The sequence below is a fragment of the Nitrospirillum guanabarense genome (assembly GCF_034653355.1).
GTDB lineage: Bacteria > Pseudomonadota > Alphaproteobacteria > Azospirillales > Azospirillaceae > Nitrospirillum.
Map to the genome: position 1 here is coordinate 812,308 of NZ_JAYEER010000001.1, position 24,158 is coordinate 836,465.

Genomic DNA, 24,158 nt, shown 5'->3' on the forward strand with positions numbered 1-24,158 from the left:
GATGTCCGACTCATCTCCTCCCGTCCGGGATCAGACGCTGGCGGACATGGACGCGGCTTTGGCCCGAAATGACTATGATGCGGCCATGGCCTTGGGCTGGGCTGCCCTGGCCGCGCCCCAGACGCGGCTTGCCGCGCTACGGGGGCTGGTACACGCCGCCCTGGGGGCCGGGCGGTTGGAGGAGGCCGCTCACTACGCCGGCCGTTTGGTCCAGGGCGGCCGAATCGCGGTCGATGTCGTCCTCGAAGGCGTCGTCGCCCTGAGCCAGGGACGGCCAAGTCAAGCCGCGGCCTGCTTCACCCGCGCCTTGGAAATGGACAGCACCCATCCCTTGGCGGCGGTTGGCCTGTTCCAGGTGCTGTCGGCGTCCCCTGATGACCTGGCGGCCGCCCTGGGTCAGCTTGTTCCCGCCCTCTGCTGGAACGCCGAAACCAACGACACCTGTCTCGCCGCGTTAAGGGCTCTGGTGGCGGCGGGTACCGTGCCCGCCGTGATCCACTCCCGCGCCGGCCGGATCGAGGGCATCGCCGCGGCTTCCGGGACACAAGCGGCCCTGATATGGAATGGCCTGACGGTGGAACAGACCACCCTGTCCCCTGAGCCGCAAGATCCCCGCGTTTGCTTGTTCAGTTTCACCGCCCCGCCCGACTTGGCCGGGCGGGCCTTGTTCCAGGTCACCGTGAATGGCGTGCCGGCCTGTGGCGCGCCCCTATCGGGTGCCGCGACCCGGCCGCCCCGCCTGATGGCGCGGTTCACCCGGACACCCGGTGCCGGGATGCCGGATTCCGCTCTTCCAGATGGTGCCGAATGGTCGGTGCGGGCCTGGGACGCGGCCTATCCGGCGCGACCCGTCGCCCTTGACCTGGTGGATGGGGACGGCCAGGCACAGCGACTGGTCTTCCGGCCGGAGCAGGGGGGCGCGCGGCCGGCCGAGCCCCAGACGGTGCGGATGGCGCAGGGCCTACGGCCGCTCTTTCCCGCCACCGGCGAACCCGCCTATTGGCAGGGCGGCGTGCTGCCTGGCGAGGAGACGGTCCGGCACCGCGTGGCTGTCGCCTGCGGAGCGCGGCCGGTGGACATCATCGTCCCCATCTATGGCGATGCCGTTGCGACGCGGGCCTGCTTGGCGGCGCTGCGTGGTACCGTGGCGCGGGAGCGGTGCGGTTTGGCCGTTGAAGTCATCCTGATCGCCGATGGTCCCGCGGACGCGGCCGTGACGGCCCTTGTGGATGAGGTGGCGACCCAAGGCTGGGTGACGGTGCTGCGCAATCCCGGCAACCTTGGGTTCGTGCGGACGGCCAACCGGGGGATGGCCCTGCACCCCGATCGCGACGTGGTCCTTCTGAACGCCGACGCCGTGGTGCATGGTGACTGGCTGCGCCGCCTGGCCGCGGCGGCCTACGGCGATGCCGTCATCGGGACGGTGACCCCGCTGTCCAACGATGCCACCATTCTCAGCTATCCCGATGTCGCGGGGACCCCCCTGGCCGACATATCGGTGCCTTTCCTGGACGGTCTGGCCGCCGCCGCGCTGCCGGGCCGGGTGGCGGATGTGCCGACGGGCGTGGGGTTTTGCCTCTATATCCGGCGCGACTGTCTGGATGACGTGGGCTATTTCGATGCCGGAACATTCGGCCAGGGCTATGGTGAGGAGAATGATTTCTGCTGGCGGGCGCGGACGCGGGGCTGGCGCAACGTGGTGGCGCTGGACACGCTGGTCGGCCATGTCGGCGGTTCCTCCTTCGGCGGGGAGAAGGAGGAACGCATCGCGGCGGCCCTGACGGCCCTGGACCAACGGCATCCTGACTATCAGCCCGCCGTCCACGCCTTCATCGCGGCCAATCCGCTGCTGCCGGCCCGGCGCGCCCTGGATGTGGCCTGGGCGCGCGCGCTGGGGCCGCAGACCTGCCTGGTCCTCTGTCCCGTCCTGGGTGGCGGCACGGATCGTTTCGTCGATGGCCAAGTTGCCGCGTTGAGGGCGCAGGGCATCGGTGTGGTGGTGTTGCGGCCGGAGGGTTGGGGAGGCGAGGCCGGGAAGGCGCCCCGCGTCCGGCTGGAAATCGCCGGCGCCCCGCAATTGCGATCCCTGGTGTATGAAGGCTTGGCGGCCTTGCCGGATCTGCGGCGCGATTTGCTGGCCTTGGGCGTGGCCCGAGTGGCCGTGCACCATGTCATGGGCGTGCCGGCCGCGCTGCTGGCGCTGCTGACCGGCCAGTGGCCATACGAGGCGCATGTTCACGATTACGTCTGGTACTGCCCGCGCATCAATCTGGTGGATGGCGGCGGCCGTTATTGCGGTGAACCGGCGGTGGCCGTGTGCGAAGCATGCGTGCGTGACAACGGCCATTCCCTGCTGTCCGAGGACCTGTCGGGGGATCTGCCGGTCGCGGCTTGGCGCCGGTCCATGGTGGCCTTTCTGGCGGGGGCCCGTTGGGTGATTTGCCCCACCCAGGACACGGCGCGTCGCCTGGCGGCCCAGTTCCCCACCGCCGGGCTCCGCCTGGTGGTGCAGGCGCATCCGGACCACGATGTCCCGCCCCTGGAACCCGCGCCGGCCCGGCCGCAGATGGTCCGGGTGGCTGTCGTCGGCGCCATTGGTGAGGCCAAAGGATACGACGTCCTGCTGGCGTGCGCCCATGATGCCCGGGCCCGGAACTTGCCGCTGGAATTCCTGCTGGTGGGCTATGGGCAGGACAACGACCTGCTGCTGCAAACGGGGCGCGTCCGTGTGACCGGATTCTACGCGAAGGATGAGGGGATTGGGCTGATACGCGCGAACCACGCCCATTTGGGGTTCCTTCCTTCCGTCTGGCCTGAAACCTGGTCCTATACGCTCACGGAAATGCTGGCCGCCGGCCTTATGGTCGCCGCCTTTGACCTGGGCGCCCAGGCCGAACGCCTGCGGACGCTCGGCCGTGGCATGCTGCTGCCCCTGGGGATGCCGGCGCCGCGGATCAATGATGCCCTGTTGGAATTGGCGCGCCGCCAGGGGATAGTACCGTCCGCCAACGCCGAACCGAGTTGGCGTGAGCTTGGGACTAAGTAAGCATGACCTTGGATATCCCGGTTTCCCGCACGGTCCTGCATGTCGGATGCGGCGTCCATAAACCGGAGAAACTGCACAGCCTGTTCCGCAGCGGCGAATGGCGTGAGGTCCGCCTGGATATCGATCCGGCCGTACAACCCGATATCGTCGCCTCCATCACCGACCTGTCCATGGTGGCCGACGGCAGCGTGGACGCCGTTTGGTCCTCGCACAATGTCGAGCATCTTCACGCCCACGAGGTGCCCGTGGCGCTGGCGGAGTTCCGCCGTGTGCTGAAGCCCGATGGCTTCGCCCTGGTGACCTTGCCGGATCTGCAGGCCATCGCCGCCCTGGTGGTGGAGGGCAAGTTGGATGAGACGGCCTATATGTCACCTGCCGGCCCCATCACACCCCTGGACATGCTGTTCGGGCTGCGCAGCGCCATCGCGCGCGGCAACGGATATATGGCGCATCGCACCGGCTTCACCGCCGAAACCTTGGGCAAGGCGCTGCTGGCCGCCGGCTTTCCCGTGGCGAAGGTGACGAAGGACAAGGCTGGCTTCAACCTATGGGCCATCGCCTACGTGACGCCCCCGGCCGGTGCCGGCACGCCATCATGAAGCTGCTGTTCGTCCACCAGAATTTCCCCGGCCAATATCGTCATCTGGCACCGGCCATGGCGGCGGCGGGCCACGAAGTGGTTTGCATAGGCGATGATGCGAACGTCCAGGTGCAGACCCCGCCGCCGGGCATGTCCCTGGTTCGCTATCCCACGCCGGCCGGTTCCAGCCCGGGCATCCATCACTACGTGGCCGGGTTCGAGGCGTCGGTCGTCGGGGCCAGGCCGTGTTGCGGGCCTGCATGGAACTGGGTCGTCAAGGCTTCATCCCGGACGTCATCTGCGCCCATCCCGGCTGGGGTGAGGCGCTGTTCCTCAAGGATGTCTATCCCGAAGCCAAGCTGCTGGCGTATCTGGAGTTTTTCTATAACGCGCGGGGGGCGGACGTCGGCTTCGACCCTGAATTCCCGGGCACGCTGGACGATACCTTCCGCATCCGCATCAAGAACAGCGTCCTGCTGCATGGGCTTCAGGCCATGGACTGGGGTGTCACGCCCACCCGCTGGCAGGCCCAACGCTTCCCGGCGGACGTCCAGCACCGCATCACGACCCTGCACGACGGGGTCGACACCGATCTGGTGCGCCCGGACCCGACGGCGACGCTGACGGTCATGCCCGAGGGCGCTTCCACGCCGCTGACCTTACGTCCGGGGGACGAGGTGGTGACCTTCGTCAACCGCAACCTGGAGCCCTATCGCGGCTTTCACACCTTCATGCGGGCCTTGCCGGAATTGCTGCGCCGCCGTCCCAACGCCCAGGTGGTGATCCTGGGCGGGGATCAGGTCAGCTATGGCTCACACCCGGTGGGCCATCCGCACTATCGCGCCCAATACCTGGCGGAGGTGGGCGCGCACCTCGACATGTCGCGGATCCATTTCCTGGGCAAGGTGCCCTACACCACCTTCCTCTCGGCGCTGCACGTCTCGGCCGTGCACGTCTACCTCACCTACCCCTTCGTGCTGTCCTGGTCACTGATGGAAGCGATGGCCGTCGGGTGCCTGGTGGTCGCGTCGGACACGGCGCCGGTCCGCGAGGTCGTCCGTGGCGGACGCAATGGCCTGCTGGTGGACTTCTTCTCGGCGGGGCAGCTGGCGGACACCGTGGCGGGGGCCCTGGACAATCCCGGACGAGTGGAGCGCCTGCGCCGCCGGGCGCGTGAAACCATCCTGGCGCGCTATGATCTGGAGGCGGTCTGCCTGCCGGCCCAGATGCGCCTGATCGAGGATCTGGCGGCTGGCCGCACGCGATCGCGCCGAGCGTCGGTGCCGTCCTCCGCCCCCAGGGCGTAAGGTTCCCCAAGAGGTAAGGAAACACCCTTCGGCGCCCTGGCCGACAGGTTCCTGTCAGGAAACGCGTGGAAACTGGGGTTGCGTGCCCCATATTGGAAACCGGCCCCCCGCCCTCCGCGATGGTCGGAAGAGCGCGGTTCCCGCGCCGGTCCTGGAGTTGAGAGCCATGCCTGTCGTCCAATCGTCCAAGTCCAAGGGCAAGTCCATTGGCAAACCCCTGGCGTGCGCCCTGTTGCTGACGGTCGCCAGTCTCATCGCCTTGGGCGGCGGCGCCAGGGCGCAGACCACGCCAGCCGATGCGCCGGCGAACGCCATCGACGAGGGTCCGGCACGGCCGCCGGTGCTGGACGGTCCTGGCGTCGCCACGGCCGATGGCCGGGATGATGGCGTGGTCGCGGCCCGCCCGCCGGAGGATGACGGCTGGAAGTCCAAGGATACCAGTTGCCGGGCCGGCGGCAGCGTCACCATGGGGATCGGCTTTGGTGGTGGCATGATCGAACGCGGCGCCGGCGCCACCCTGAATTACGGCCAGGACGGCAATCCGCTGCGCCCTTGCGAGGATACCGGCATCGGCTTCTCCCTGTCGGTGTCCCAAGGCAATGTCAGCGGCCATCCCCGCAATGGCGCCTGGGTTGGGGGCGGCCCCTGGGGGACCCCCGGCGCCTTCCTTGATGGACCCTATGACACGCCGTACGCCTACGGCGGCGCCTATTCCACCCCCTACGCCTTCGGGACGCCCGGCTACAGCCGCTGGGTCGATCACGGCAGCATGGATGGCTGGTTCGCCAGCCGCATCCGCCCCTGAGGGCGCGTTTCAATCCCGGGTGCCGTACAGCGCGTCCAGCCGGTCCATCAGGGTCTTCACCGACAGGGGCTTGATGAAGAACGCGTCGGCGCCGCCGGCGCGGGCGGTCGCCTCGTCCACATTGGCGCTGTAGCCGGTGCACAGCACGCAGATCAGGCCGGGGTTTCCGCCCTTGGCGGCGTGGATCAGGCTCAGCCCCGTCATGCCTGGCATGGTCTGGTCGGTGATCAGGGCGTTGTAGCCCCAGGCTTTGTCGGCCAGCAGGCGCAGTGCCGCCTGCGGCTCGCCGCAGACGGTGACGTCATGGCCCCGTCGGGTCAGCCCCTCGCGCAGCAGTTCGCCCATGGCCTCGGTATCGTCCACCACCAGTACCCGCAGGCGCGCCGGGCTTCGATGGGGTGGTGGGGGCACGGCCGTGAGATCCGAGGGGATCGCCACCGCCGTGGGCCCGGATATGCTGGGCCCGGACAGGCTGGGAAGCGTGATGCGGATGACGGTGCCGGTGCCCAGCTTGCTGGCCACGGCCAGCCCGCCGCCATGCGCCTTCACAATGCTGTGCACGTTGGCCAGGCCCAGGCCGGTGCCCTTGTCCTGGCCCTTGGTGGTGAAGAAGGGCTCGAACATGCGGGCCAAGTGGTCGGGTGCCAGGCCGGTGCCCTGGTCGGCCACCTCCAGCACCACATGCGGGGCGTCCACCGGCGCCGGCAGGGTGGTCACCACCGTCCAGTCGGGCGGAAAGGTGAAGGGCAAGGGGCCCCGATTCAGGCGGATGGTGATGTCACCGGCTTCGTTGCGGCGCGCGTCATGGGCGTTGATGACCAGGTTCATCAGCACCTGCATCATCTGCGTCTGGTTGGCGCGCAGGGGCGGCAGGCCCTCTTCCGTCGTGCAGGTCAGGCGGGTGGTGGCCGGCACGGTGGAGCGCAGCACCACCTGCGCGTCCTCCACGATGGCGCGGGCGGGCAGCACCTCCTGCACGCCGGCATCGGTGCGGGCGAAGCCCAGGATCTGGCGCACCAGTTCCTTGGCGCTGGCGCCCACGGCCAGGATGCGATCGGCATAGCCGCGCGCGGGGCTGCCCACCGGCAGGTCGGCCACCAGGAAGCCGGCATAGCCCAGGATCGCGCCCAGCAGGTTGTTGAAGTCGTGGGCCACGCCGCCCGCCAGCCGCCCCACCGTCTCCAGCTTGTCCTGTTGCAGGATGTGGCGCTGCAGCACCTGGCGCTCCCGTTCCACGCGGTCGCGTTCGGAAACGTCACGGGCCACCACCAGGATGTCGCCCCCGGGATCATTGCTGGCGGTGAACTCCACCGCCTCGATCCGATGGCCGGTCAGGGTGGTCCAATTGTCCAATCGCCCGGTCCACATCCCCCTGTGGGCCAGGCTGGTGGTGATCTGCTGGCGCAGGCCCGCCAGCTTGGCCGCCGTCTCCGGCGTGACGAACTGGCCGATGCGCTTGCCCAGCAGGCTCTCGGCGTTGGCGATACCGATCAGGGCCAACGCCTGGTCGTTGGCATACAACACCCTGTAGTCGCGGCTCATCATGTAGATGGCGTCGTGCGCCACGGCGATGCAGGCGGCCACCCGCTGCAGGTCGCGGCGCAGATGGTCGCGTTCCACCAGGGTTTGGCGGAAGTCTTCCAGGCCCCGTGCCAGATCGCCGATGACGTCTGGACAGCTCTGGTCGGGCAGGGTGCGCTCGTAATCGCCCCGTTTCAGGCAGTCCACCCCCGCCTGCAGGCGCTTCAGGGGCTTGGCCACGATCAGGCGCACGGCCAGGATCATCAGGCCGGTCAGCAACAGGGCGCACAGCAGGCCCGCCATCAGGATGGCGCTGCGGATGCCGGCGAAGGGTCGCGCCAGCCGGTCCAGCGGCACGTCCATGACCAGCAGGCGCTTGCCCTCGCCCGGGAATAGATCCACCGGCCAAGTGAAGCGGCGCAGCCGTGACCCGTCGGCAAGGCGGCGTTCCAGGCTGTAAGGCTGGGCCTGGTCGACGAACACCCGCTCCCCCGGCGAGAACTGATAGTCCGGGCCGTCGCCGAAGGTGGCGGTGCTGCCCAGCCGGGCGGGGTCGGGGTGGTAGTCCCAGACTTCCGCCGTGTCGATGATGGCGATGGGCGCGCCGAAGGGGTGGTGCCCCTCATAGACATGGGCGCGCTCGCGCTGGTCCAGATCGACGCCGGCCACGCCGATGAGGCGGTCGCCCACCATGGCCGGAAAGGCGTGGGAAACCAGGGCGGTGGGCACGCCCTGGATGGGGAAGATATGGACCGGCAGGATGGCCAGGCGGTGGCTGCGCTGGGCGCGGGTGTAATAGTCCTGCGTGTCGAAATCCGCCGGTGGGGATTGCAGGCGCACCGTGCCTTCCTGGCTGGTGGCATACAGGGCGTAGCGGCCCGTGCCGGCCATGCCCAGTTGCGGATCTTCCGTGGCCAGCGCCGCCGCATCGGGACCCAGGGCGTCGGGTTCGGCATAGAACCAGACGCCCACCGCTTCCGGATGCAGGGCCGCCGCCTGGCGCAGGTATTCGGTGATATGCCGCCGGTCGGCCAGGGTGGGGGCGGCCCCCTCCCGTTCCCGCGTGGCGGCCAGGGCGGAAACCAGACGGGCGGCGCCCTCGGCCAGGGTCATTTCCTTCTGGATGCCGGCGCTGATGGCCAAGGCCTCGCGCTGGGCGGTGTCGCGGCCGTAATCGTTGATGAAACGCTCCACCACCTGTTGGCTCAGGTGCACGGTCACCAGGATCATCCCCCCCAGCATGACGCCGGCCGCCGGCAGGATCACCAGCAGCAGCCGCACGGGGAGGGAGGAGCGGATCATCCGCGGTTCCATGATGGGTGCCTGGGCCGGTCCATGGGCCGGCGGTCGCGGGTTTGGTGGCGTGGTTGGCACAAAGGCGAAAAAGCGTAGCGCAATCAACGCGGATTTACGCCTTACCAAGAAGGTCAGGGTTGGGACGCCGTTGTCCGTTCGCCGACGGTCCCGGCGGGCACATCCCCGCCCGCCATTTCCGCCGCCATGCCCTTGGGCAAGACCAAACCGGCAATCGGCAGGCCGGCGACCGATGCCCCGGCGGGCTGTCGCGCCAGGCGTCGGCGCAACAGGGTCGCGGGCAGGGACACGGCGTTGGGCACCCGCACCGCCGGCGCCACCTCATCCGCCGTGCCGTCGGCTTGGCGCAGACGGGCGTGCAGGACCAGGGCGAACACCGGCACCAGCCACACCAATCGGTTCTGGTAACGGTCGTGCGGATTGGACAAGGCGCCGCAGATCAGCGCGTTTCCAGCCAGCGCCGCCCACAGGAACAGCAGGGCGCCCAGGGCGACGCCATCGCGACGCCTTACCGCTTGGGGGACCAGGGCCGCCAGCGCGGCCAGGGCCAGATAGGCCAGGGGGACGGTCAGATAGTTGGACAAGTCCGCCATGCCGGGGGTTGGCCCCTCGCTCTGCTGGTCGGCCTTCAGGTAGGCTGGCTCCAGCGCCGCCAGCCATTGATGCACCGCCTCGCGCGTGCTGCGATGGAACTCATCCAGTCCGTCGCCCGTCTGCACGCGGAAGAACTGCTCGACCCCCGCCTGCAGCGAGGACAGGGCCAGGGCCAGCGGGTAGGACCGCAACACCGCCATGTTGATGCGCGCCGCCTCGGGCTCCATGCCTTCCCAGCCGCCCAGGGCGGTCAGGGGGAATCCTCCGCCCACAGGAATTCATCCGCCGTGGTGGGCAGGCGGTGGCGGTAGGAACACAGGGCATAGGCGCGCGGGTCGTCGGCGCAACGGTCATCCAGCAGGCGGCGCACCTGGCCCTGCTGAAGCAGACTGCCGAACAGGAACAAAGGACCGCCGGGCGTCAGCCTGGTTTCTCCGGTGACGGCGCCGTTCAACAGGGGCAGCGCCATCACGCTGCCCGCCACCAGGGCCGCCGCCGGCAGCAGGCGCAGGGCCCGCCAGGACCGGGGAAGCCCCAGGGCGCCGATGGCTTTCATCAGGGCCAGCACGGCCACCAGACCGGCGCCCAGGGCCATGCCGGACATGTGCGACAGCAGGCAGACCAGGCCCACGGCGACGACGCCCAGCCGCGCGCCCCAGGACAGCCGATCCCAGCGGAACGCCAGCAGCCACAGGGTCGCCACCACCAGGGGGATGGCGATATCCGGCATCAGCTGGGCCGTGTACCAGGCCATGCCGGTGCCCAGCGACAGCAGGCCCACCAGGCCCAAGGTGCCGGACCAGTCGCGGTCGCCGTCCGGCGTCAGTCCGGCGCGCAGCAGGCGTAGCAGCCAGAGGGTCAGCAGGCTCTGCGCCACCACCGGCCCCCACGGGGTGCGCCAGTTCAGCGAGGCCGCCTCCAGGAACAGACCGTAGGCCAGCGACCGGCCTTCCACCAGTTCACGCCCGGCCGCCGCCTCGATGTAGCCGCCAGTGTCAAAGAAGACGATGGGGAAGCCGTTCAGCAGGGCCGGCCACAGCATCAGGACCAGGGCGCCAATGGTCGTCAGCAGCGGCAGCATGACGCGCTGGGCGAAGCCGGCGCGCGCAAATCCCCTCAGCCGCGCACCAAGGTGGCGGGCACCAGACGACCCAGGCATGGCGGATGGGTCCCCCAAAACCAAAACTTCCCCAAAATTCTTATGCTTAGCGTGTCAGTAGCGCTGGCGGCGGCCCCTGCTGTCAAGGGCAAAGGGGGAGATGGTTGCAGATATGCGGCCAAGGTGGTTTTCCTGCCACGGCAAAGCGCTCGCCTGGCGCCCGCCCGGCGTGCCCTAAAGCCCCAGGGCCGGTTCGCCGCCGATCCAGGCGGGGTTGGCGGGGCAGGGGGCCGTGGGCCGCTCGGCGAATTCCGCCGCCAGCGCGTCGATGAAGCCGCGCACCGCGGGCACAAGGCCCCGGCGCGAGGGGAAGACGGCGTGCACCACGCCCGCCGGCAGGGTCCAGCCGGGCATCAGCGCCTCCAGCGCGCCCTGGGCCAGATAGGCGTCGATGACGAAGTGGGGCAGCTGGGCCACAGCCACCCCCGTCACCGCCGCGTCGCGCAGCAGGGCCATGTCCTCGGTGATCAGGCGGGGCTGGTGCGGAACCGTGCGCAGGATGCCGTCCGGGCCGTACAGCCGCCAGACATGGTCGCCGCCGGTGCGCGGCATATCCGCGGCGGGCAGGGCCGACAACTCCTCCGGTGTCGTGGGGCGGCCGTGGCGGTCCAGGAAGGCGGGGCTGGCAACCAGGGCGGAACCGTGGCTTTCCAGCACCTTGACGATCAGGTCGCTGTCCTCCAGCGGTGGCATGCGCACGCGGATGGCCAGGTCATATCCCTCTTCGATGACGTCGACGCGGCGGTTGCTGGCTTCCAGCCGGATGGTCACGCGCGGGTGCTCCGCCATGTAGCGGGTGACGACGGGGCCGACACGCGGGGAGACCAGCGCCGTTGGGCAACTGACGCGCACGGTGCCTTGCGGCTCCGCCCGGGTACGGTCCACCGCCTCCTGCGCCGCTTCGGCCTCCGCGATCATGGCCAGGCAGTGGGCGTGGTAGGTCCGGCCCACGTCGGTAACGGCGAAGCGGCGGGTGGACCGCTGCAGCAGCCGCACGCCCAGCTGGTCCTCCAGCAGGGAGACGCGGCGGCTGAGGGTCGATTTGGGCACGCCCAGCGCCCGCTCCGCCGCGGCGAAGCCGCCATGCTCCACCACCTGGGCGAAGTAATAGAGGTCGTTCAGGTCGCGCATGCTCGGGTCCCGATCGCCCCTGGGTTGCCAGGGGTGGCTATTGTTCCAGTACTGGAACATAGAGTGTGAAATCTGCCCTCTGATGGCAAGAGCGTTCCAGTGGCAATCTCAAGGGGTCTCCGGCGGCCGGACCCCACCGGCGCCCACCCCAGAATTGAGAGTATGGATCATGAAGCTCCTGCACATCAACTCCAGCCCCCTGGCCCAAGCCTCCGTTTCCCGCCAGCTGACCGCCGCCGTGGTCCAGGCCTGGCAGCAGGCCAACCCGTCGGGTGAGGTGGTGTATCGCGACGTGGCGGCCGTGGCTCCCGCCCACCTGGACGCCGAGTTGCTGGCCGTCGCCAAGTTCGGCGCCGACCAGAACCTGACCCCGGCCCAGCAGGCCGAGCGCGTTTTAGTCGACACCCTGGTGGATGAGCTGCTGTCCGCCGACGTCGTGGTCATCGGCGCGCCCATGTACAACTTCTCCATCCCCAGCCAGCTGAAGTCCTACCTGGACCGCTTGGCCCAGGCCGGCCGTACCTTCCGCTACACCGAGGCGGGTCCCCAGGGCCTGGCCGGCGGCCGCAAGGTCATCGTCGTCTCGTCCCGCGGCGGCAAGTATGCCGGCACCCCGTACGAGGCGGCGCTGGACCATCAGGAAGCTTATCTGAAAGCCTTCCTGGGCTTCCTGGGCATGACCGACGTCACCATCGTCCGCGCCGAGGGCGTGGCCATGGGCGCCGACGCCAAGGCCGGCGCGCTGACCGCCGCCAACACCCAGATCGGTGATCTGTTCCTGGCCGCGGTCGCCTAAAGCAACGGGACGGCCCGAACAAAATCCCCCGTTGGCGGTTGGAAGCCGGCGCCCCTTCACCTCGGGGCGCCGGTTTTATTTTGCGCCGGGTGTATGCTTTCAGCCGGCCGTCACGAAAATATGGGAAGGAAGCCATGGACCGCCTTGCCGAACCGCCCGCCGCCATCCCCCGCTGGGACCTGCAACGCTTCGTCGATGCCCAGAACCCGCAATTGGACACGGTGATCCAGGAACTGACCACCGGGCGTAAGCGCAGCCACTGGATGTGGTATTTCTTTCCCCAGATCGCCGGCTTGGGGCGAAGTGCGACGTCGCAACTGTACGCCCTGGCCTCGCTGGACGAGGCGCGGGCCTACCTGGAACACACCATCCTGGGCGGGCGCCTGCGCCAGCTGACCGGGCTCGTCAACGAGCTGCCCGGCCATGATGCCGAGGCGGTGTTCGGCCCGGTGGACGCGTTGAAGTTCCGCTCCAGCATGACCCTGTTCCATTTGGCGGCGGGCGACTGCGACAGCCTGTTCCAGGACGCGCTGGACAAGTATTTTGACGGCCAGCCGGATCTGCGAACGCTGGAGCTGGCGGGGGTGGAGCGGGTCGTGCCGGCCTGAGGAACACGTTTATTGATCGTCACGGACTGTGGATCCCGATCCGAAGGCGGTCGTTCGGATGGCGCGCGGCCTGTGTGAATACAAATGTATTCTGTCAACAGAATACCGGCATAGTATATCTGCCAGGGTTCGGAAATATTGACGCAGATCTTCAGTATATTCATCTATCGTTAACAGTAATATCCATCATGCATATGTCGCCGGATCGGGTTTTCTCAAAATATTATTTTTATTCTTCCTGACACCTCGATCATCCTCGGGCGCCGTGGGCCATGTGGCGAAAATCAGCCCAGCCTATAGGCGCAACCACTTGGATATTGGGGGTTCTATGGCAATCGATACCATAGTGAACATCGCGGCGCTGCGCGCGAACACCGTCGCGTTCACGAGCGTCCAGACCTTGGGCTATCACACTGTCGGCGACGGTGGCGAGGGCATCTACGTCCTCAACAGCGGCGACACCAGCAGCGGCGACAACGGTGGTTCCATCATCGTCGACGCGGCCGGCCATCGTTGGTACCTGTCCAATCTGCGAACGCCGACGGCGCGGCAGTTCGGCGCGTATGGCGACAACAGCCACGACGACACCTCGGCCTTCATCAACGCCTCCAACTGGCTCGCGGCTCTGGGCGGCGGTACCCTGGTGGTGGAGCAGGGTACCTATCTGATCGCCAACAGCCTGACGCTGGCCTGCGCGATGGCGCCGACCCAAGGCGCCAAGCTGGCCATCGCTGGTGGCAAGACCCTGGCCCTCAACGGCAGTATCGACGCCGGGCTGTATCAGATCATCACCGGGGCGGGTGCCTCGACCTTCGGCCCGGCCGTGGGTGTGGCCTATCCCGAGTGGTTCGGTGCGGCCACCGGTGGTGACGACGCGGCGCCAACGCAGGCCTGTCTTGCCGCCTGCGTGGCCAACAAGGTCGGGCTGCATTTCTCCCAGACCATGCGCTTCGCCAATACGGTCACAATAACAGCGGCGGTGCCGATCACCTCCAATTCCGGTGTGAATGTGCTGCCGACCGGCGGCTTCACCGGTGACGCGTTCCGTATCACGGCCTTCGAAGGGGCTTGTGAGATGCGGCTGCCGGCCATCTTGAACTTCACCGTCGGCACCGGCCTGCGCCTGCAGGGCACGACCTTGACCCGGGTATACGTTCCCCTGATCCAGAATTGCCTTGAGGGTGTGGTGCTTGAGACGAAAGCAGCGGCTGGTTATACAAGCTGCTTGGACAACACCATCATATTCGAGGTGATAACGGGGTGTCAGAACGCAATATCGTTCGCGGCGGACAATAATGGCAACGTGATGCAGGGTAACCTGCTTCAGGGAAACTTCATAACCGGCGTACGTAATGCTGTTATCTTCAATGCGCCGGGTTTGGTGCCGAATTGGGACAGCAATTCCTTCATCTTCCAGGCGGTCGACGGCAATCAGGCCTCTTTCACCGGGTTGCAGAACAATAGCAGCGGGCAGGTTCCTCGTGTGACGTTCGAGGTGCGGGACTGGTATGGTGGCTTCTGGGCCGATGGCTCCGGTGGCGCCATCAACGGCTCATTCAACGGCCTGAAGTTCTACGCGAATTTCGCCCAGGAGCCTTGGCTTTACAGTCAGTTCAACGTCTTCAACAGCGTGAACTGCCGCTATGACGTGAACTACCGGCAGTCGAACCTCGTTGCGGCCGCGACCAGCCCTAATTCACGGGGTTCGTTCAACGGCGGTGCGCCGCTGATGCAGAACCGGTTCCTGCTGAACATGACCTTGCCCGGGGATCTGGGTGTGGGGGCGTACCAGTCCTTCTATTGCTACAGCCCGTTCATTGACGGTGGGTCCTTCAACTATTCGGCTGTGCCCTTTAACATGCAGGGCGCCATCATCAATGCCATCGTGACCACCGGCGGACAGTCGGAACTGCAGATCACAGTGCGCAATGTCGGACCCAATACCCTGAGCGCCGGTCTCTCGGTGCAGGTGGCGGTCACGGTGGGAACGGCGTGACCTGAGGCAAGACGGCCGCCGGGGCAGCCTGGCGGCCTACCTTTTTAGGTAGTGTATTATGGATAGATGGGCGCGTTTAAGATAGTGTCACCCCCGCGACTGCTACCGGGGGGATCTGCATGTCCATCATCAAGAGAATACGCGCGGCGGCCATCCTGGGAATGGCCGGGACGGGCATGGGTCTGTCGGCCGCCAGCTCGGCGGGCGAGCTGGTCCAGCCGGAGCCCGTGCCGGTGGTCGGCGGCGTCTCGCAGCTGATGGCCTTCCCGCAGATCTTCACCCTGCCCAACGGCGACGGCGCGCCCCTGAAGGTGCAGGCCAACGCCTTCGTAAGCTTCGGCGACCGGAAGGGGACTGAGGTGAAGGCGGCGGTGACGGCGCGCAAGCAGGTCATGGGGGCGGCGTTGCCCACGAACGAGCTGCTGGCCGGCCCCACCATCCGCGCCCACCCCGGCGACACGCTGGACATCCTGTTCACCAACGGCCTGCCCTTCGAGGCGGACGAAGGCGACGGCACCATGTTCAACGCCACGCCGCATGGCTTCGACGTCCTGAACCTGCACACCCATGGCCTGCACGTCAGCCCGCAGAAGGACGGCGACAATGTGCTGCTGAACATCTACCCGGCCGACACGCCGGCCGACGTCATGGCGATGTGCGCCCGCGACGCGAACGGGGACGCCAGCCTGTGCCAGAAAGGTGATTTCCACTACCGCATCAGGATTCCGGACCAGCATCCGGCCGGCACCTACTGGTACCACCCGCATAAGCACGGGGCCGTGGCCCTGCAACTGGCCAGCGGGATGAGTGGCGCGCTGATCATCCAGGACGAGAAGAACGGCATCGACAGCCTGCCCGCGGTGCGTGACGCGGCGGAAAAGGTGATGCTGCTGCAAGGCATCGAATCCGTCCCCAACCTGACCAGCCCGCAGCGGGTGACGTGCAAGAGCGTCTATCCCTTCGCCCGCTGCACCTATGCCGACCGCCAGCCGGCGCCGGAACCGGCGCAGAAGACGAACCAGAAGCTGTCGGTCAACGGCCAGCTGAACCCCACCGTCACCATGGCGCCGGGGGAGGTGCAGCTGTGGCGGGTGGTGAACACGACGGTGGGCACCGTGGTACCCATGTGCCTGGTGCCGGAAAAGGCCGGGCCGGCCTCGCCCGCCGCCTATGTGCTGGCCGCCGATGGCGTGCCGGTGCAGCGCCCCCTGGACCAGGGGGAGGAGGATTTGCCCCTGCGCCTGACGGCCCCGGTGGTCAAGCCGGACGGAAAGGGGGTCGTGAACAATGAACTGCTGTTCCTGGCGCCCGGCCAGCGGCTGGACATGATGGTGAAGGCCCCGGCCACGCCCGGCCGCTATTACCTGCTGCAGCCCGCCGCGTCGCAGGCGCCCAAGCTGGTTCCGACCATGGCCGACCTGTGCCAGCCGGGCAAGGGACCGGACGTGCAGCTGGTGCTGACGGTGAACGTGACCCAGCCGGCCAGCCTGGGGGCCGCCGCCCCGGCCGTGTCCACCGCCCTGCCCAAGCAGTCCGACCTCAACAAGCTGTACGCCCCGGCCTCGCTGGTCGGGCGGGCGGATCTGCCCACCTCTCCCACTCAAGGGGTGGTGTTCGGCTTCACCAACGGAACCTACGCGCCCACAGCGGGCGGCGCCTCGGTGGTCAATGGCCGCCCCTTCAATGGCGAGGGCGGGCCGCAACGCATCCTGACCCTGGGCCAGACGAACCTGTGGGGCGTGATGAGCGCCGCCGACACCCACATGTTCCACATCCACACCAACCCCTTCCAGGTGGTGCAGCGGGGCCAGGTGCAATACGACTTCCCCATCTGGCGCGACACGGTGCTGATCAACTGCGCCCCCATCGTGGGTGGCGGCAACTGCACCTTCCCCGGCGGCCTCAGCAACCTGAACAGCCAGACGGCCTCCAATTACGGCGAGGTGGTGCAGTTCCTCAGCCAGGCGCTGGACTACACCGGCGCCATCGTCATGCACTGCCACAACACCAGCCACGAGGATAACGGCATGATGGAATTGGTGGAGATGGTGGAACCGGGCAAGGCGCCCACCATCACGCCGCACGCCCACCATCACGAGCCAGTGGGACACCAGTGACGGCTGGCCGGTGATATGAGGAAGGGGCCGCCGGTGTTGACCCGGCGGCCCCTACGCTTTCGCCCCTACTTCATCTCCCACACGTCGTTGGCCCGGTTGGTGTCGGGCAGCGCGTGGGTGGGGTCGATGGTGACGCGGGTGATGGCGGGGCCGCCGTCCAGGCGCACGGTGGCCTCGGCCCGGCCGCGCCAGGTCTCCACGGGAACGCGGACGCTGCGCTGGCTGCCGTCGGTGTAGTCCACCCGCAGGGTGGCGGGCAGGACCAGGCGGTCCAGGGCCGCCAGGGTGACCAGGGCGCCCTTGTCCGGCCCGCCCTCGGCATAGGCGACCTTGCGCACGGCGAAGTCCACCGCCCAGTTGTTGAAATACCAGCCGCGCCAGAACCAGGTCAGATCCTCGCCCGCGCCGGACTCCATGGCGCGGAAGAAATCGGACGGCGCCGGGTGCTTGTAGGCCCAGGCGCGGATGTAGCGGCGCAGGGCGGCATCGAAGCGCTCCGGCCCCAGGATCTGTTCGCGCAGCAGCACCAGGCCCAGGGCCGGTTTGAAATAGCTGACGGGGTGGCGGTACTTCTCCGACATGCCGTCGGGGGCGTTGATGATGTTGGGCGCGGCCCCATCGGCCAGCAGGGGCAGGATCTCGTCCACCGGGTTGCCGCCGCCGGGCGCGTATTCCCCGTCGCGCTTGGGCGCGTATTCGCCGTGGTTGAAGGCGTCCTGGGCGTAGATGTCGATGAATGTGTTCGACCCCTCGTCCATCCAGGCGTCGCGCCGCTCATTGGACCCGACGATCATGGGGAACCATGTGTGGCCGATCTCATGCGCGGTGATCCAGTAAAGTTTGCGACCTTGGTCTTCGTACCCGTCGAACACCATGCCCGGATATTCCATGCCGGCGCCGTGGCCGCCCAGGTTCACGGCGACGGGCCAGGGATAAGGGAACCATTGGCTGGAAAAGTGCTCGATGGAGGCCTTCAGGTACTCGGTCGACCGGTTCCACTTGTCCGGCCCCACCCCCTCCACCGGGTAGACGGACATGGCCAGGGCGTGTTTGCCTTCCGGCAAATTCACGCGCGCGGCGTCCCAGACGAAGGCGTTGGAGGCGGCGAACACCACGTCGCGGGTGTTCCTCATGCGGAAGTGCCAGGTCATCTCGCCATTGGTGCGCGGCCGGCTCTTGGGATCCGTCACTTCTTCCGGCGTGCGGATCATGACCGTGGCGTCGCTGGCGCGGGCCTGGTCCAGGCGCTTCACCTGGCCTGGCGTCAGCACCTCCGCCCCGTTCAGCAGCTCGCCCGAGCCTGCCACCAGCATGCTGGCCGGCACGGTGACGGTGTAGTCGAAGTCGCCGTACTCCAGGTAAAATTCCGACCCCAGGTAGGGCAGGGTGTCCCAGCCGCGCAGGTCGTCATAGACCGCCATGCGCGGGTACCACTGCGCGATCTCATAGATCTCGCCGTTCTGGGTGGGCGTGTGCGCCGTGCGCCCGCCCCAGGTGCCGGGGATGGTGTAGGCGTAGTCGATGTGCAGCGCCAGCTTGCCGCCCTTGGCCGCCAGCGGCTTGGGCAGATCGATCCACATGCGGGTGTCGTCCACGTGGAAGGGCACCGCCACCACCTTGCCGTCGCCCATATCGATGGCCACCGCCTTGATGGCCATGCCGTCGGTGTTGCCCCGGCTGGGCCGCCCGCCACCGGCGACGGCCGCGCGCGCGTCCTTGCGATAAATGTTCTGGTCCAGCTGCAGCCACACCCGATCCAGCGCGTCCGGGCTGTTGTTGGTGTAGCGGATGACGCTGCTGCCACTCAGCGCGGGGGCATCGGGGTTGCTCAGGTCCAGGCGGGCGTGCAGCTCATAATCCGCACGGTTCTGCCAATAGGCGGGGCCGGGCAGGCCGCTGCCGGAGCGGTATTGGTTCACCGCTTGCGGCAGGGTCAGGGGCGCGAACGCCTCGAACGGACGGTAGGTGGTGGCCAGCGGCGGTTCCGGGTCTGCGGGTTTTTCCAGCTGCTGGGTGATTCGCGGTGGCGCCTGCTGCGCATCGGTGGGTTGAACGCTCTGGTCGCGGCTTGCGCCCGCCGTCGTCAAGGCCAGTGCGAACGCGGTGGACACGGCGGGGCGGAACCAGGACATGGCCATGGAGACGGAAACCTTCGGCTGTGTTTCGGCGTGGGGGGAAGATTGGGGCGGCCGCGCGCCGCCATCCCCTGCCCAAGGCGCGGCGCCGGTCGTTAAGTCACTGCCATCATGGGGTATTCGGCGGAAGAGGGGAAGCCCGGCGTCAAGGACGGCGTGGACTACCGCCAATTCTGGGAATGCCTGCGCCGGGGCGGGGCAACTGGCCGCGTCCACCCGCGAGCTGGCGGCCAACATGACCCGGTCGCGCCAGGCGGTGGGCGGCGTCGCGGCGGAGGCCGGGACCGCCGGTTCCGCGACGCGGCGCCTCAACGCCGTCGCCCAGTCCATGGAACGGGTGGTGGACGTCCTCCGCGAGATCGCCGGCCAGACGCGGAAAGCGGCCCGCGTGCTGGCCCAGTAAGCACAAGCGGTCACATCGCTGGTGACCGGGCGGCGGTTCCCCGGCTCTTTGCCCCTACCGCCAACTGGCGCGCATGGATGCCGCCGCCTGGAAACGCCGTGACCTCAGGTGGGGAAGTCGGTGCCCAGGGTGACCTCCCGCCAGTCGGTCAGGTTGGCGGTGAACGCTTCCTGCCGGGCCTGCACCCGGTTCCAGGCGTCCGTGCCCAGCACCAGGTGCAGCGGCGGATGGGGTGACCGCACGGCGGCGGCGATGGCGCGGGCGGCCAGCGCCGGGTCGCCCGGCTGCCCACCGTTCAGCGCCTGCAGACGGGCCACCGCGGCACCCGCCGTGGCGGCGTAGTCGTCGATGCCGGCACCCGTCACGCGCAAGGAATGGTCGGTCAGGAAGTCGGTGCGGAAGGCGCCCGGTTCCACCAGCGTGACGCGGATGCCCAGGGGCGCCACCTCCTGCGCCAGGCTGAGCGACACGCCCTCCAGCGCGCACTTGGACGCGGCGTAAAGGCCGGACCCCACCCCCGGGGCCAGCCCGGCGATGGAGGTGATGTTGACGATGTGCCCGGACCGCCGCGCCCGCATCAGGGGCAGGGCCGCCTGCATCACCGCCAGCGCGCCGAAGAAGTTGACCTCGAACATCTGGCGGGTGGCGGCGGTGTCGGCCCCCTCCACCGCGCCCAGCAGGCCATAGCCGGCATTGTTCACCACCACGTCCAGGCGGCCACGCAAGGCATGGGCGGTGGCCACCGTCTCCTTGACCTGGGCCGCATCCGTCACGTCCAGCGGCAGGACGTGCAGACGCGCGTCTTCCGGCAGATCGCTGCGACCGTCACGGGTGGTGCCGATGACCACCTGGCCCTGGTCCAGCAGCGTGCGCGCCAATTCCCTGCCGAAGCCGCGCGAAACGCCGGTGATGAACCAAATCTTTTGGCCGCCTGTCACGCCATCAGTCGTCATGATCCGCATCCTTTCTGAAAGCCGGTCGCTTGACCGGGGATGCGCTGAAGATGGGGGGCGGCCGCTCTGTGCGGTATGCGCCATAATCGAAACGGTTAATGAAGGAAGGCGCGCATAATCAGCCGTAGGTCGCGCGCATGAAATCGGTGAAGACGCGCAGGGGCAGGGGCGTGTGCCGCTGCTTGGGATAACACAGGAAAAATCCGGGGAAGGCGCCCGACCATTCCTCCAGGATGGGCACCAACCGGCCGTCCTTGACGTAGGGCAGGATACGGTCCTCCAGCCACAAGGCGATGCCCACGCCCTGCAGGGCGGCGGCCAGCACCATGCTGCGGTCGGTGACGATGATGGGGCCCTTCACCGCGACGGAGAACCAATCGCCCCCCGGTTCCTGGAATTCCCAATGGTAGATGCGGCCCGTCTCCGTCCAGCGCCAGTTGATGCAGGCGTGGTCCAGCAGGTCGCGCGGATGCTGGGGCACGCCGTGGCGGGCCAGGTACTCGGGGGTGGCGACGGCCACTTGGCGCAAACTGCCGCCCAACTTGATGGCCACCATGTCGTCGGAGATCATCTCGCCCAGGCGGATGCCCGCGTCGTACCCTTCCGCCACGATGTCGCGCACCACGTCATCCACCGTGGTGTCCAGCACGATGTCGGGATAGGCCCGGTGGAATTCACCTAGGATGGGCGCCAGGAACCGCTCCGCCCCGACGCGGGAGGAGGTCAGGCGCAGGGTGCCGGCCGGCCGTTCGCGCAGGTCGTTCACGTCGGCGACGGCGGCCTCCAGTTCCTCCAGCACCGGTTTCAGCCGGGCGTAGAGGCGCGAACCGGCATCGGTGACGGAAACGCTGCGCGTGGTGCGGTTCAGCAGGCGCACGCCCAGCCGTGCCTCCAAACCCCGAATGGTCTGGCTGAGCGCCGAGGGGGAGACGCTCAACTGCACCGCCGCCCGCGCGAAGGTGCCGTACGCCACGATGGTGGCGAACGCGCGTAGGTCGGCGAACTCACTGCCCCGCATTCCGTCCCTTCCCCGACAGGATCATCGTCGGTTTTTTAGCATGGGCGCCGGCGTTGGCGCTGTGTCGACCGACACTAGGCGATGGGAATCATGGCATAAGGCGATTGCATGGCTTCATATACGGATTGTCCGCATACATGATGTCCATGCAATTGACGATGGGGAGGCGCCATGCCCGACGATGACCTGTGGAAACCCCGTCTGGACGGCCGGGGCGGGCCTGTTTACCTGGCCATCGCCGACGCCATGGCCGCCGACATTGGTGCCGGCCGGCTGGTGCCCGGTGAGCGGCTACCCACCCAAAGGGCCTTGGCGGAGGCCCTGGGCATTGACCTCACCACCGTCACCCGCGCCTATGCGGAAGCGCGGCATCGCGGGCTGCTGTCGGGCGTGGTGGGGCGGGGCACCTTCATTTCCGATCGGGCGGCGGCGGACATGGCGCCCCTGACCCGGGGCGACATCGACATGTCCATGAACGTGCCGCCGCAGCCGCTGGCCCTGCTGCGCACCCATCTGGCCCAGGGGCTGGAGCGGCTGGTGCGGGCACCTGACCTGGGACGGCGCCTGGGCTACCGCGCCGCCGGCGGCGGCGCGACGGAACGCACCGCCGGAGCCGCCTGGTTGCGCCGCCGCTACACCGCCGCCGGGGTCGCCGCCGTCGCCAGCCCCCATGCCGACCGGGTGCTGGTGGCGCCGGGGGCGCAGGCGGCGCTGCATGCGCTCCTGTCCCTGCTGGCGCAGCGGGCCGACGTGGTGCTGGCGGAAACGCTCAGCTATCCCGGTTTCACCGCCATCGCGGCGCGCCTGGGGCTCAGGGTGGTGGCGGTTGCGTGCGACGGCGAAGGGCTGTTGCCCGACGCGGTGGAGGCCGCCTGCCGCAGCGGCGGCGCCCGCCTGCTGTATTGCACCCCCACCCACCACAATCCGACGACGGCGACGATGTCGGAAAGCCGGCGCCAGGCCCTGGCGGCCGTCATCCAGGCCCAGGGCCTGACGGTGGTGGAGGATGACGCCTACGGCGCGCTGGCGGCCGCCCCCGGCACGCCGCTGGCGGCACTGGTCCCCGCCCAGGTCTGGCATGTGGCCACCCTGTCCAAATGCCTGACGCCGGCGCTGCGCACGGCGTACGTCGCCGCCCCCGACGCCATCCAGGCGGAGCGGTTCGAGGGCGTGCTGCGCACCCAGATGCAGATGCCCTCGCCCCTGGCCGCCGGCCTGGCGGCGGACTGGATCCTGGACGGCACCGCCGCCACCCTGGCCGAGGCCATCCGGACGGAGGCCGCGGCGCGCCAGCGGCTGGCGGCGGAGCTGCTGCCCCCGGGCGGCTACCAGGCCCAGCCCGACAGCCTGCACCTGTGGCTCAGCCTGCCGCCCGACTGGACGCCCCACGCCTTCGTCCAGCGCGCCGCCCGCACCGGCCTGACCCTGGTGGCGGGCGACGCTTTCCTCTCCACCGACACCCCGGTGCCCGCCGCCGTGCGCCTGGCCCTGGGCGCCGCCCCCGACACGGCGTCGCTGAAGGGCGCGCTCATCCGCGTGGCTGGCCTGCTGGCGGGCCCCAAGGGGGGCGGCGCGCCGGGGGTCATCTAGCGGCGCCCGGCCGACCGTGGGCTTAACTAAAACTGCGGCCCCCATCCACCACCAGCGACTGCCCGGTCATCATGGACGAGGCGCGCGAGGCCAGGAACAGCACGGCGCTGGCGATGTCCTCGCCTGACAGGGGGCGCTTCAGGCATTGGGCGGCCAGGGTTTCGGCCAGGGCCTCCGGCGTCACCCACAGGCGCTGCTGCCGTTCCGTCATGACCCAGCCGGGGACCACCGTGTTGACGCGGATGCCCTCGGGCCCGAACTCGCGGGCCAGCGCCCGGGTCAGGCCGGTGACGCCAGCCTTGGCCGCGACATAGGCCGGATAGCCCGCCAGTCCCAGATTGTGCGCGGTGGAGCCCAGGTTGACGATGGCGCCGCCGCCGGCGGCCTTCATGCCCGGCGCCACGGCCTGGGCCAGGAAGAACTGTGGCCGCAGGTTGATGGCCATGTTGTCGTCCCACTCCGCCACCGTGAAGTCGGCGGTGGCGTGGCGGTCGTCGCGGGCGGCGTTGTTGACCAACACCTCGAAGGCGCCCATCTGCGCCTCCGCCTCACGCACCTTGGCCTGCAGCGCCTCCACGTCGCGCAGGTCGCAGCGCAGGAAGACGGGGCGCTGGCCCGTCGCGACCTCCACCGCCTGCACCAAGGTCATGGCGGACTGTTCGCGCAGCGCGATGAAGGCGACGCGGCAACCCTGGGCCGCGAAGGCGTAGGTGAGATAGGCGCCGATGCCCGACCCGCCGCCGCTGATCAGCACGGCTTTGCCCGCCAGGTCGCCATACACGGGATAAAGGTGCTGGGTGACGCCTTCCGGGGCGCCGGGCGGCGGCTCTTCCGGCGTATCGATGGGGCCGGTGGCGGGCTGGTTGCTGTCGGGCATGGGATGCCTTCCTTGAGCGTTGGCCCCATGAGCGTCAGGTCATGGGCGGCCGGGTCAGGAAGGATAGTTAGAACGGCGCCACCGGGGCCGCAATTCCCTATGGCACCAAATCCCCTTTACAGGGCGTATTTTTGTCCGATAAATCATATCAAGAACCGGAGGCTGGACGCCGGGTCGCGGGCTCGTGCCATGACGGTCACGATACCGC

At 68.5% G+C, this 24,158-nt stretch carries 18 protein-coding genes; 10 read left to right on the top strand and 8 right to left on the bottom strand.

Going from position 1 to position 24,158, the window contains the following annotated elements; genetic code table 11:
* Positions 1-85 precede the first annotated feature (85 nt).
* The 4 genes from UAA55_RS03385 to UAA55_RS03400 all read left to right on the top strand — a co-directional run bounded on the left by UAA55_RS03385 (position 86) and on the right by UAA55_RS03400 (position 5,738).
* The gene (locus UAA55_RS03385; protein WP_322951257.1) at positions 86-3,046 is read left to right on the top strand and encodes a glycosyltransferase; all 2,961 of its coding nucleotides are present in this window, start codon (positions 86-88) and stop codon (positions 3,044-3,046) included.
* Positions 3,047-3,048: 2 nt separating this feature from the next.
* Entirely contained in the window at positions 3,049-3,645 is a 597-nt protein-coding gene (locus tag UAA55_RS03390; RefSeq protein ID WP_322951258.1) for a class I SAM-dependent methyltransferase, read from the top strand.
* Positions 3,646-3,886: 241 nt separating this feature from the next.
* Positions 3,887-4,933, top strand: coding sequence for a glycosyltransferase (locus UAA55_RS03395; RefSeq protein ID WP_322951259.1), 1,047 nt, complete (start codon positions 3,887-3,889; stop codon positions 4,931-4,933).
* Between the two features lie 166 nt (positions 4,934-5,099).
* Complete coding sequence (locus UAA55_RS03400) at positions 5,100-5,738, top strand: hypothetical protein (RefSeq protein ID WP_322951260.1); 639 nt, start codon at positions 5,100-5,102, stop codon at positions 5,736-5,738.
* Positions 5,739-5,747: 9 nt separating this feature from the next.
* Here the strand turns inward: UAA55_RS03400 and UAA55_RS03405 are convergent, their stop codons facing one another.
* The 4 genes from UAA55_RS03405 to UAA55_RS03420 form a co-directional block, all read right to left on the bottom strand.
* A complete protein-coding gene (locus tag UAA55_RS03405) occupies positions 5,748-8,573 on the bottom strand; it encodes an ATP-binding protein (protein WP_322951261.1) in 2,826 nt (941 codons plus the stop codon).
* 113 nt (positions 8,574-8,686) lie between these two features.
* The gene (locus tag UAA55_RS03410; RefSeq protein ID WP_322951262.1) at positions 8,687-9,439 is read right to left on the bottom strand and encodes a hypothetical protein; all 753 of its coding nucleotides are present in this window, start codon (positions 9,437-9,439) and stop codon (positions 8,687-8,689) included.
* Positions 9,418-10,326 (bottom strand): hypothetical protein, encoded by a 909-nt coding sequence (locus UAA55_RS03415; RefSeq protein WP_322951263.1) that lies wholly within the window; start codon positions 10,324-10,326, stop codon positions 9,418-9,420. The genes UAA55_RS03410 and UAA55_RS03415 overlap by 22 nt, the downstream gene beginning before the upstream one ends.
* Before the next feature lie 174 nt (positions 10,327-10,500).
* Complete coding sequence (locus UAA55_RS03420) at positions 10,501-11,457, bottom strand: LysR substrate-binding domain-containing protein (protein WP_322951264.1); 957 nt, start codon at positions 11,455-11,457, stop codon at positions 10,501-10,503.
* Between the two features lie 169 nt (positions 11,458-11,626).
* On the opposite strand from UAA55_RS03420, the gene UAA55_RS03425 reads away from it, so the two are divergent.
* The 4 genes from UAA55_RS03425 to UAA55_RS03440 all read left to right on the top strand — a co-directional run bounded on the left by UAA55_RS03425 (position 11,627) and on the right by UAA55_RS03440 (position 16,974).
* The gene (locus tag UAA55_RS03425) at positions 11,627-12,253 is read left to right on the top strand and encodes an FMN-dependent NADH-azoreductase (RefSeq protein ID WP_322951265.1); all 627 of its coding nucleotides are present in this window, start codon (positions 11,627-11,629) and stop codon (positions 12,251-12,253) included.
* 134 nt (positions 12,254-12,387) lie between these two features.
* Positions 12,388-12,861: a DUF1810 domain-containing protein gene (locus tag UAA55_RS03430; RefSeq protein WP_322951266.1), complete on the top strand. Its 474-nt coding sequence runs from the start codon at positions 12,388-12,390 to the stop codon at positions 12,859-12,861.
* Between the two features lie 328 nt (positions 12,862-13,189).
* The gene (locus tag UAA55_RS03435; protein WP_322951267.1) at positions 13,190-14,857 is read left to right on the top strand and encodes a hypothetical protein; all 1,668 of its coding nucleotides are present in this window, start codon (positions 13,190-13,192) and stop codon (positions 14,855-14,857) included.
* 119 nt (positions 14,858-14,976) lie between these two features.
* On the top strand, positions 14,977-16,974 hold the full coding sequence (locus UAA55_RS03440) for a multicopper oxidase family protein (protein ID WP_322951268.1): 1,998 nt from the start codon (positions 14,977-14,979) through the stop codon (positions 16,972-16,974).
* Positions 16,975-17,039: 65 nt separating this feature from the next.
* On the opposite strand, the gene UAA55_RS03445 is transcribed toward UAA55_RS03440, so the two are convergent.
* The gene (locus tag UAA55_RS03445; RefSeq protein ID WP_322951270.1) at positions 17,040-19,112 is read right to left on the bottom strand and encodes a M1 family metallopeptidase; all 2,073 of its coding nucleotides are present in this window, start codon (positions 19,110-19,112) and stop codon (positions 17,040-17,042) included.
* Positions 19,113-19,344: 232 nt separating this feature from the next.
* Between UAA55_RS03445 and UAA55_RS03450 the strand changes: the two genes are divergently transcribed.
* Positions 19,345-19,512: a hypothetical protein gene (locus tag UAA55_RS03450; RefSeq protein ID WP_322951271.1), complete on the top strand. Its 168-nt coding sequence runs from the start codon at positions 19,345-19,347 to the stop codon at positions 19,510-19,512.
* Between the two features lie 104 nt (positions 19,513-19,616).
* Here UAA55_RS03450 and UAA55_RS03455 read toward each other — a convergent pair whose 3' ends face one another.
* Both UAA55_RS03455 and UAA55_RS03460 read right to left on the bottom strand, forming a co-directional pair.
* Entirely contained in the window at positions 19,617-20,465 is an 849-nt protein-coding gene (locus UAA55_RS03455) for an oxidoreductase (protein ID WP_322951272.1), read from the bottom strand.
* 118 nt (positions 20,466-20,583) lie between these two features.
* Positions 20,584-21,483, bottom strand: a complete 900-nt coding sequence (locus UAA55_RS03460; protein WP_004273595.1) for a LysR family transcriptional regulator — start codon at positions 21,481-21,483, stop codon at positions 20,584-20,586.
* 171 nt (positions 21,484-21,654) lie between these two features.
* On the opposite strand from UAA55_RS03460, the gene UAA55_RS03465 reads away from it, so the two are divergent.
* On the top strand, positions 21,655-23,073 hold the full coding sequence (locus tag UAA55_RS03465; RefSeq protein ID WP_322951273.1) for an aminotransferase-like domain-containing protein: 1,419 nt from the start codon (positions 21,655-21,657) through the stop codon (positions 23,071-23,073).
* Positions 23,074-23,095: 22 nt separating this feature from the next.
* Here the strand turns inward: UAA55_RS03465 and UAA55_RS03470 are convergent, their stop codons facing one another.
* Complete coding sequence (locus UAA55_RS03470; protein ID WP_322951274.1) at positions 23,096-23,950, bottom strand: SDR family NAD(P)-dependent oxidoreductase; 855 nt, start codon at positions 23,948-23,950, stop codon at positions 23,096-23,098.
* Positions 23,951-24,158 lie beyond the last annotated feature (208 nt).

What these genes read in the sequence shown, in the direction of transcription:
- UAA55_RS03455 (WP_322951272.1), bottom strand. Translation starts at nt 20,465, where the DNA reads ATGACGACTGATGGCGTGACAGGCGGCCAAAAGATTTGGTTCATCACC.
- UAA55_RS03420 (WP_322951264.1), bottom strand. Translation starts at nt 11,457, where the DNA reads ATGCGCGACCTGAACGACCTCTATTACTTCGCCCAGGTGGTGGAGCAT.
- UAA55_RS03425 (WP_322951265.1), top strand. Translation starts at nt 11,627, where the DNA reads ATGAAGCTCCTGCACATCAACTCCAGCCCCCTGGCCCAAGCCTCCGTT.
- UAA55_RS03465 (WP_322951273.1), top strand. Translation starts at nt 21,655, where the DNA reads ATGCCCGACGATGACCTGTGGAAACCCCGTCTGGACGGCCGGGGCGGG.
- UAA55_RS03470 (WP_322951274.1), bottom strand. Translation starts at nt 23,950, where the DNA reads ATGCCCGACAGCAACCAGCCCGCCACCGGCCCCATCGATACGCCGGAA.
- UAA55_RS03405 (WP_322951261.1), bottom strand. Translation starts at nt 8,573, where the DNA reads ATGGAACCGCGGATGATCCGCTCCTCCCTCCCCGTGCGGCTGCTGCTG.
- UAA55_RS03435 (WP_322951267.1), top strand. Translation starts at nt 13,190, where the DNA reads ATGGCAATCGATACCATAGTGAACATCGCGGCGCTGCGCGCGAACACC.
- UAA55_RS03460 (WP_004273595.1), bottom strand. Translation starts at nt 21,483, where the DNA reads ATGCGGGGCAGTGAGTTCGCCGACCTACGCGCGTTCGCCACCATCGTG.
- UAA55_RS03440 (WP_322951268.1), top strand. Translation starts at nt 14,977, where the DNA reads ATGTCCATCATCAAGAGAATACGCGCGGCGGCCATCCTGGGAATGGCC.
- UAA55_RS03395 (WP_322951259.1), top strand. Translation starts at nt 3,887, where the DNA reads ATGGAACTGGGTCGTCAAGGCTTCATCCCGGACGTCATCTGCGCCCAT.
- UAA55_RS03450 (WP_322951271.1), top strand. Translation starts at nt 19,345, where the DNA reads ATGACCCGGTCGCGCCAGGCGGTGGGCGGCGTCGCGGCGGAGGCCGGG.
- UAA55_RS03390 (WP_322951258.1), top strand. Translation starts at nt 3,049, where the DNA reads ATGACCTTGGATATCCCGGTTTCCCGCACGGTCCTGCATGTCGGATGC.
- UAA55_RS03430 (WP_322951266.1), top strand. Translation starts at nt 12,388, where the DNA reads ATGGACCGCCTTGCCGAACCGCCCGCCGCCATCCCCCGCTGGGACCTG.
- UAA55_RS03445 (WP_322951270.1), bottom strand. Translation starts at nt 19,112, where the DNA reads ATGGCCATGTCCTGGTTCCGCCCCGCCGTGTCCACCGCGTTCGCACTG.
- UAA55_RS03415 (WP_322951263.1), bottom strand. Translation starts at nt 10,326, where the DNA reads ATGCCTGGGTCGTCTGGTGCCCGCCACCTTGGTGCGCGGCTGAGGGGA.
- UAA55_RS03385 (WP_322951257.1), top strand. Translation starts at nt 86, where the DNA reads ATGGCCTTGGGCTGGGCTGCCCTGGCCGCGCCCCAGACGCGGCTTGCC.
- UAA55_RS03400 (WP_322951260.1), top strand. Translation starts at nt 5,100, where the DNA reads ATGCCTGTCGTCCAATCGTCCAAGTCCAAGGGCAAGTCCATTGGCAAA.